The organism is Providencia sp. 2023EL-00965 (assembly GCF_033550225.1).
Lineage (GTDB): Bacteria > Pseudomonadota > Gammaproteobacteria > Enterobacterales > Enterobacteriaceae > Providencia > Providencia manganoxydans.
This window is the reverse complement of record NZ_JAWUEH010000003.1, coordinates 336,931-344,925: the sequence shown is the minus strand read 5'-3', so window position 1 is coordinate 344,925 and position 7,995 is coordinate 336,931. Positions and strand designations below refer to the sequence as shown.

Genomic DNA, 7,995 nt, shown 5'->3' with positions numbered 1-7,995 from the left:
GCAAGGACCGAAGTTCCCCTGCTTTGCTCCTAAGAGATTATGCGGTATTAGCCACCGTTTCCAGTAGTTATCCCCCTCTATCGGGCAGATCCCCATACATTACTCACCCGTCCGCCGCTCGTCAGCGAGAAGCAAGCTTCTCCTGTTACCGCTCGACTTGCATGTGTTAGGCCTGCCGCCAGCGTTCAATCTGAGCCATGATCAAACTCTTCAATTAAAAGTGTCTGATGCTCAAAGAATGTTTTACTGTCGCCTGATTTCCGAAGAAACCAGATTACCTATTAGTTCATATGTATATGAATTAACGTGTTAGTCACTCTTCAAGACTTTAAAATCAAATATTTTTTGATAGTGTCTTGTGAGTGCCCACACAGATTGTCTGATAAATTGTTAAAGAGCGTTGCGACTTTATCTTTCGATATTAACCGTTTAGGTTGTTGTCGCGAGGTGGCGTATAATACGCTTTCCTCATCGAGAGTCAAGCTTTTTTTTGCTTATTCTTTTCAGAATCTCTCGCTGCCTTCGTGATGCCTTTTGGGTTATCCCCTTTGGGATTGCCATCACATTTCGTGTCGGCTCATCGTCGGTCAGTGGAGGCGCATTATAGGGAGTCAGAAAATTCTAGCAAGTGTTTTTTTAAAAAAATTTTTCAGTTGCTGATATATCACCCAAAACGCCTATTTTTTGATATTTTTAACCACTTTAGGCAGTTCTGCAATGCTTTCTATGACTAAATCAGCAGCTGCGATAGCTTCATCAGTGACTGTTTCACCACTTTTAACGAGAATAGTTGTACCAACATTTGCCGCTTTACCCGCTTGCATGTCTGCGAGCTTATCGCCAACCATAATAGAAGATGCCATATCAATATTCAGAAATGCTTGCGCGTCTAATAACATTCCTGGTTTGGGTTTACGGCAATTACAGTCTTGTCGATATTCCTCTTCTTTCGCATCTGGGTGATGCGGGCAGAAATAGATACCATCAAGATCAACACCACGGTCTGCCAAAGACCAATCCATCCACTCGGTTAACTGCATAAAGTTATCTTCAGAATAAATGCCTCTACCGATACCTGACTGGTTAGTGACGACAACTAATGCATAACCCATGTTTTTTAATTCAGCCATCGCTTCAATTGCACCATCAATAAATTGAAAGTCATCTATTTTATGTACATAGCCATGGTCAATATTGATTGTGCCATCTCTATCTAAAAAGATCGCAGGTATACCTTTGCTCACCGATTCACTCCTCAAACTAAATGTACTTTTAGTATCTCATGAAAAGAAAATAAATGAGAATAGAATAAATAAATCAAACTTTATTGACTTAGACGTCTAGACGCCTTAACATCCAAGCATATTAGATTTAGATATCTAAAAATTGATTCCTATATATTTAGAAGAAATAAATGATAAAGCTCTCAAATATTAATAAAGTTTTCCAACAAGGAAGCCGTAACATTCAGGCGCTCACTAATATTAGCCTGCACGTTCCTGCTGGGCAAATTTATGGCGTGATTGGCGCATCAGGTGCAGGCAAAAGTACACTGATTCGTTGTGTAAACATGCTTGAGCGCCCGACATCAGGCCAAGTCATTGTTGATGGGCAAGACTTAAGTGCCTTACCTGAAAAAGCGTTGACGAAAGCTCGCCGTGGTATTGGCATGATTTTCCAGCACTTTAACTTATTATCATCACGAAATGTATTTGACAACGTAGCTCTTCCGCTTGAATTAGATAATACACCTAAAGAAAAAATTAAAACTCGCGTCGATGAATTACTTGAGCTTGTTGGCTTAACCGATAAAAAGGATGCTTATCCTGCTAATTTATCCGGTGGCCAAAAACAACGTGTCGCCATTGCACGCGCTTTAGCAAACTCACCAAAAGTTTTATTGTGTGATGAAGCAACTAGTGCACTTGATCCAGCAACAACACGTTCTATTCTTGAATTATTGAAAGATATTAACCGTCGTTTAGGATTAACAATCTTATTGATCACCCATGAAATGGATGTAGTGAAACGTATTTGTGATCAGGTCGCTGTGATTAGCGGTGGTCAATTAATAGAACAAGATAAAGTGAGTGAAGTATTCTCTCACCCTAAAACACCAGTTGCTCAAGAATTTATCAAATCTACGTTGGTTATTGATATTCCTGACGACTATAAAGCGCAATTAAAAAGCGAACCTGGTGCAGATTTATCGCCATTATTAAAATTAGAATTTACAGGTCAATCTGTTGATGCCCCGTTAATTTCTATGGCGGTTCGTAAATTTGACATTGATATCAACATATTGAGCTCTCAAATTGACTATGCAGGCGGCGTGAAATTTGGTGTTATGTTAGCTGAATTGCATGGTGTTAATGGTGGAGTTGAAGCAACAATTGAATTTTTGAAAGAGCATCATGTCAAAGTAGAGGTTTTAGGTTATGTCTGAGGGAATGATTTCACTGCTTATATCGGGAACGATTGATACTATTATTATGACTTTCGTTTCGGCGATCCTCGGTTTTATCATGGGCGTACCAACTGGCGTTCTACTGTATGTGACTCGTAAAGGGCAAGTCATGGAAAATAAGGCGCTATATGCTGTCATTTCAGCGATAGTGAATATTTTCCGTTCGATTCCATTTATTATTCTTTTAGTTTGGATCAGCCCATTTACTAAATTCTTAGTTGGCTCTGCAATTGGTATTGAAGGAGCGATTGTTCCACTAACTGTCGGTGCGATCCCATTTATCGCTCGTATGGTTGAAAATACCTTATTAGAAGTTCCAAGCGGTTTAATTGAAGCTTCAAGAGCGATGGGAGCAACACCACTGCAAATTATTCGCAAAATTCTGTTACCTGAATCATTACCGGGGATCATCAATGCAGCAACTATCACACTCATTATGTTAGTTGGTTATTCTGCGATGGGTGGTGCTGTCGGTTCAGGTGGTTTAGGTCAGATAGCAATGCAATATGGTTATTACACCTATAACCCATTAGTCATGAATACCGTACTTGTGTTGTTAATTATCTTAGTATTCATCATACAATTTACCGGTGAATATTTAATGAAAAAAGTGTCACATAAATAGTCCGTAAAAATAGCAGCGCCATTGAGGTGCTATAAAGAAAGCGTTTAAGGGGTATATCTATGTCTATTAAGTTAAAATCTATCGCAGTTGTTGGCGCGCTATTAGGCACATTAGCACTTACTGGTTGTGGTCAAAAAGAAAAAGATCCAAATAGCATCAAAGTTGGCGTTATTATGGGTAAAGAGTTAGAAGTTGCTGAAGTTGCACAGAAAGTAGCAAAAGAAAAATACGGCTTGAATGTTGAATTAGTTGCTTTCAATGACTTTGTACTGCCAAATGAAGCATTAAGTAAAGGTGATATCGATGCAAACGCATTCCAACATAAGCCTTATCTTGATCAGCAAATTAAAGACAGAAACTATAAGCTGACTCCTGTAGGTAATACGTTTATTTACCCTATCGCAGCTTATTCTAAACAAATTAAATCGGCCGATGAACTGGCAGATGGCTCACAAGTGGCATTACCTAACGATCCAACTAACCTTGGCCGTTCACTGCTACTGTTACAAAAACAAGGCTTAATCAAACTGAAAGATGGTACAGGCCTAATGCCAACAATTTTGGATATTGTTGAAAATCCAAAAGGCTTAAAATTTGTTGAATTAGAAGCTCCTCAATTACCACGTGCACTTGATGATCAAAAAATTGCATTAGCTATCATCAACACGACATGGGCAAGTAGTGCAACGCCTAAATTAACCCCTGCAAAAGATGGTTTGTTTGTAGAAGACAAAGATTCTCCATATGTGAATATTATTGTTGCTCGTGATGACAATAAAGATAATGAAAATGTGAAGAAATTTGTTCAAGCATATCAATCAGATGAAGTAGCTAAGAAGGCTGATGAGGTCTTTGATGGTGGTGCAGTTAAAGGTTGGTAATCTTTTTTATTAGTTAAAAAATGATTAATATACTAGGTGGTGCAATGCCACCTAGTATTTTTTGCATTATACATACTATAAATAATTCAAGGTGCGTCTAGGCGATTCGTGTTTTTAAGCACAGACAACGACTTGAAATACGACCAGTATAAAGACAACACATAGCAACTGTATTTCCCCAAGAGCTACTATAAGAAAGGAAAAACTTATGAGATTGTTATTGCTCACCCTCGCTACTTTTATTTTAGCTGGGTGTGGAATGAATCAATACATTCATCAGGGCCAAAATAAAGGCTTCACAAGTATGAAGCTATCTAAACCAGTGCCAAAGAAAGTCGCTGAACCAAATACCGCTAATGTAAAATTAATGAATAGCCCTGAAGAGTTATTAGGGATGCCATTTAAAGATTTAGGGGTTGTTTCTGGCGAATCGTGTCGTGAAAGTATCAAAAGCCCACCCGCCAACTTAAATACGGCTAAAAAAAGCATGTTAACACAAGCAGCTTATATTGCAGCTGACGCTGTACTGCTACATCAGTGCCAGACCTTAGCATCACCCGGTTGCTATCAAGCAACAATTTGTGAAGGTAGCGCAATACAAATTGTTGAATAATAATTATATGCAATCATTCGAGTGTAATGTTATAGGGCATATCGAATCACCCTATAAAGAAAAGTTTGCCATTCCACGCCAACCTGGGCTTGTACCAGGTGGCTCGGGACGTCTACATTTGCATTCACCATATAATGATCCGAATTCAGTGAGGGGACTCACTCAATTTAGTCATATCTGGGTTTTATTTATTTTTCATCAAACAATGCAAGGAGGCTGGAAACCTTTAGTCCGCCCTCCTCGGCTTGGTGGCAATGAAAAAATGGGGGTTTTTGCGACACGTTCTACTTTTCGCCCTAACCCTATTGGTATGTCGCTGATCGAATTAAAAGATGTCATCGTTAAAAACAATCAAGTTATCTTAGAGCTAGGTAGCTTGGATTTGGTAGATGGTACTCCTGTTATTGATATCAAACCTTATCTGCCTTTTGCTGAATCTATTGCAACAGCAAAAGCCGGCTTTGCACAAGATGCGCCATCAGATGATATGCAGGTTATTTTTCTTCCTCAAGTTCAGCAAGATTTAGTCAAATACCAGCAAAGCTATCCAGGTCTTAGCCAATTTATTCAACAAGTTCTTATGCAAGATCCTCGACCTGCCTATAAAAAGCATGGTACTAATGAACAACGTGATTACGCCGTTCACTTATTGGATTTTAATATTCGTTGGCGAGTTATTGATAGTGTGACGGAAGTATTCGCTATCGAACCTTATGAAAAAACCGTTTAACCCCTTTTGACAAAGCTCGGTCACTGATAAACTAACCGTTTATCATGTTGCTTAGCAACCTAGATTGATTTTGGCGAATACATATATTCGCCATAACCCGTTGTTCTAATGGAACCTATACAATGCGTACTAGCAAATATCTGCTCTCAACACTAAAAGAGACTCCTGCTGATGCGGAAGTTATCAGCCATCAGCTGATGCTTCGTGCAGGAATGATCCGTAAACTTGCATCTGGTCTTTATGACTGGCTACCGACTGGTGTCCGTGTTCTACGTAAAGTCGAGAATATCGTCCGTGAAGAAATGGAAAATGCGGGCTCAATTGAAGTGTCTTTGCCCGTAGTTCAACCCGCAGATTTATGGCAAGAGAGTGGTCGTTGGGAACAATATGGCCCTGAATTACTACGTTTTACTGATCGTGGTGAGCGCCCATTTGTTTTAGGTCCAACTCATGAAGAAGTCATTACTGATCTAATTCGTAATGAAATCACTTCATACAAACAACTCCCATTAAATCTATTCCAAATTCAAACTAAGTTCCGTGACGAAGTGCGCCCACGTTTTGGGATCATGCGTTCACGCGAATTTATCATGAAAGACGCTTACTCTTTCCATACATCTCAAGAATCATTACAAGAAACGTATGATGCAATGTATGAAGCGTATAGCAAAATCTTTACCCGTATTGGCTTTGATTTCCGTCCTGTTCAAGCTGACACAGGTTCAATTGGCGGTAGTGCCTCCCATGAATTCCAAGTGTTAGCTCAAAGTGGTGAAGATGATATCGTTTTCTCGACTGAATCTGATTTTGCAGCCAACATTGAACTCGCAGAAGCCGTTACACCACTGACTTCACGAGCAGCTCCAACTGAAGAAATGCGTTTAGTTGATACACCCAACGCGAAAACTATTGCTGAATTAGTTGAACAGTTTAACTTACCAATTGAAAAAACGGTTAAAACACTGATTGTTCGTGCTAAGAAGGATTCAGGTCATACACTCGTTGCTCTACTGATCCGTGGTGATCACGAGCTAAACGAAGTCAAAGCAGAAAAACACCCACTGATTTCTAGCCCATTAGAATTTGCCTCAGAGGAAGAAATCAAAGCAGCAATTAAAGCTGCTCCAGGCTCTCTTGGTCCTGTGAATATGCCATTGCCAATGGTCATTGACCGTAGTGTTGCTGTGATGAGTGATTTCGGTGCTGGCGCTAACATCGATGGCAAACACTACTTTGGCATTAACTGGGAACGTGATCTTGCGCAGCCAGAAACATTCGATTTACGTAATGTAGTCGAAGGCGATCCAAGCCCTGATGGTAAAGGCACGTTACTCATTAAACGCGGGATCGAAGTTGGCCATATATTCCAATTAGGGACTAAATATTCGGAAGCGATGAAAGCCTCTGTTCAGAATGAAGAAGGCCATAACCAAATCGTGACTATGGGCTGCTATGGTATTGGTGTAACCCGTATTGTTGCCGCCGCTATTGAGCAAAGCCATGATGAACGCGGTATTATTTGGCCTGATGCGATAGCGCCATTCCACGTTGCGATTTTGCCGATGAATATGCACAAATCATACCGTGTCAAAGAAGTGGCAGAGAAATTATACGCTGACTTAAAAGCACAGGGTATTGATGTCATTTTTGACGATCGTAAAGAACGCCCAGGCGTTATGTTTGCTGATATGGAATTGATCGGGGTGCCATATACCATCGTTATTGGCGATCGTAATTTAGACAATAACCAAGTGGAATACAAAGCTCGCCGTAGTGACGAAAAATCACTTGTTGGCTTAGATAATGTTATCAGCTTCTTAAAAGAGAAACTGGGCAAATAATTTAATCTGCTATTTTTACTTGCCCAACCTATTTATATTAAAGACAAATAGGTTGGGCTATTTATTATAAGTCCAAATAAGTTGCTAACTGATACCCTCTATCCCTAATTGCTTGCTTAAGCCCTTTTCCAGTTAAAACCTCTAACTCTGTCAATCTCTGATAGGCATATCCACTCATCATTAAATCGTTATCAATAAATGCTGGATGGCACATAATCTCTATAGATTGATATCCCTGTTTTGTTGATCTGTCGAGTATACTCAAAAACAGCGCCTCTGAAACTGAACTAGGTTCACCATAAAACTCAGGTGAAAAATAATCAGTACTACGAGGAATATTCAATATATTTTCAGTACTGTTATGTTCGTGGTAAACCCGCAAGGGTATTCCCTTTTGATTGGCAAATTCAGCAATTAATGGAAAAAGCTGTGCAATCATATGTATATGGTGATGGCTATCTATATGACTTGGTGGGCGACCAAAAACATCATTAAACCGTTGATATTGAGCATTCAACTCTGCCATTATTTCATCTAAAGGTAATTGCCCCTCTGCTTCCAATTCCCACAGCCATTTACCTAATTTACCTTCACGGGTTAAGGTAGGCATTACAGTAAGAGGCGTACCGGTAGTTAATACAAAGTGCATTCCTATCGCCAAGGTGGGTACTTGGATGGCAAGTTCCGCTGCGTGTTGAATATTTTGCATATTCATCATCGCTGTCGTTGATGTCACAACACCATAACGGTGTGCATCAACAATTCCATAATTGACCGATTTAGATAATCCAAAATCATCAGCATTAATAATTAATAAAGAGGGCATATCCCATTCCTA

General features: G+C 39.7%; 8 protein-coding genes and 1 rRNA gene. 6 read left to right on the top strand and 3 right to left on the bottom strand.

From position 1 onward, the window contains the following. Positions 1-217: ribosomal RNA gene (locus SC428_RS06715) — 16S ribosomal RNA — on the bottom strand; the annotation flags it as partial. 460 nt (positions 218-677) lie between these two features. Continuing rightward, the gene (gmhB, locus tag SC428_RS06710; RefSeq protein ID WP_318706483.1) at positions 678-1,244 is read right to left on the bottom strand and encodes a D-glycero-beta-D-manno-heptose 1,7-bisphosphate 7-phosphatase; all 567 of its coding nucleotides are present in this window, start codon (positions 1,242-1,244) and stop codon (positions 678-680) included. Positions 1,245-1,414: 170 nt separating this feature from the next. Here gmhB and metN point away from each other — a divergent pair, with 170 nt between their 5' ends. From metN to proS, 6 genes are all read left to right on the top strand, one after another. Next, positions 1,415-2,446, top strand: a complete 1,032-nt coding sequence (metN, locus tag SC428_RS06705) for a methionine ABC transporter ATP-binding protein MetN (RefSeq protein WP_070927395.1) — start codon at positions 1,415-1,417, stop codon at positions 2,444-2,446. Beyond that, positions 2,439-3,092, top strand: coding sequence for a methionine ABC transporter permease MetI (gene metI / locus SC428_RS06700; protein WP_070927394.1), 654 nt, complete (start codon positions 2,439-2,441; stop codon positions 3,090-3,092). Before metN ends, metI begins: the two co-directional genes overlap by 8 nt. 59 nt (positions 3,093-3,151) lie before the next feature. Beyond that, positions 3,152-3,973 carry a MetQ/NlpA family lipoprotein gene (locus SC428_RS06695; RefSeq protein WP_070927392.1) on the top strand — a complete coding sequence of 274 codons (822 nt, stop codon included), beginning with the start codon at positions 3,152-3,154 and terminating at the stop codon, positions 3,971-3,973. A gap of 208 nt (positions 3,974-4,181) precedes the next feature. Further along, positions 4,182-4,586, top strand: a complete 405-nt coding sequence (rcsF, locus tag SC428_RS06690) for an Rcs stress response system protein RcsF (protein WP_070927390.1) — start codon at positions 4,182-4,184, stop codon at positions 4,584-4,586. A gap of 7 nt (positions 4,587-4,593) precedes the next feature. Then, a complete protein-coding gene (tsaA, locus tag SC428_RS06685; RefSeq protein ID WP_140185898.1) occupies positions 4,594-5,316 on the top strand; it encodes a tRNA (N6-threonylcarbamoyladenosine(37)-N6)-methyltransferase TrmO in 723 nt (240 codons plus the stop codon). 122 nt (positions 5,317-5,438) lie between these two features. Continuing rightward, complete coding sequence (gene proS / locus SC428_RS06680; protein ID WP_070927387.1) at positions 5,439-7,157, top strand: proline--tRNA ligase; 1,719 nt, start codon at positions 5,439-5,441, stop codon at positions 7,155-7,157. Positions 7,158-7,221: 64 nt separating this feature from the next. Here the strand turns inward: proS and chbG are convergent, their stop codons facing one another. Beyond that, positions 7,222-7,983 (bottom strand): chitin disaccharide deacetylase, encoded by a 762-nt coding sequence (gene chbG / locus SC428_RS06675; protein WP_318706479.1) that lies wholly within the window; start codon positions 7,981-7,983, stop codon positions 7,222-7,224. Between the last annotated feature and the right edge of the window lie 12 nt (positions 7,984-7,995).

Bases quoted from the DNA above. Each gene is read 5' to 3' on its own strand.
- chbG (WP_318706479.1), bottom strand. From the start codon at position 7,983: ATGCCCTCTTTATTAATTATTAATGCTGATGATTTTGGATTATCTAAA.
- SC428_RS06695 (WP_070927392.1), top strand. From the start codon at position 3,152: ATGTCTATTAAGTTAAAATCTATCGCAGTTGTTGGCGCGCTATTAGGC.
- metI (WP_070927394.1), top strand. From the start codon at position 2,439: ATGTCTGAGGGAATGATTTCACTGCTTATATCGGGAACGATTGATACT.
- rcsF (WP_070927390.1), top strand. From the start codon at position 4,182: ATGAGATTGTTATTGCTCACCCTCGCTACTTTTATTTTAGCTGGGTGT.
- tsaA (WP_140185898.1), top strand. From the start codon at position 4,594: ATGCAATCATTCGAGTGTAATGTTATAGGGCATATCGAATCACCCTAT.
- metN (WP_070927395.1), top strand. From the start codon at position 1,415: ATGATAAAGCTCTCAAATATTAATAAAGTTTTCCAACAAGGAAGCCGT.
- proS (WP_070927387.1), top strand. From the start codon at position 5,439: ATGCGTACTAGCAAATATCTGCTCTCAACACTAAAAGAGACTCCTGCT.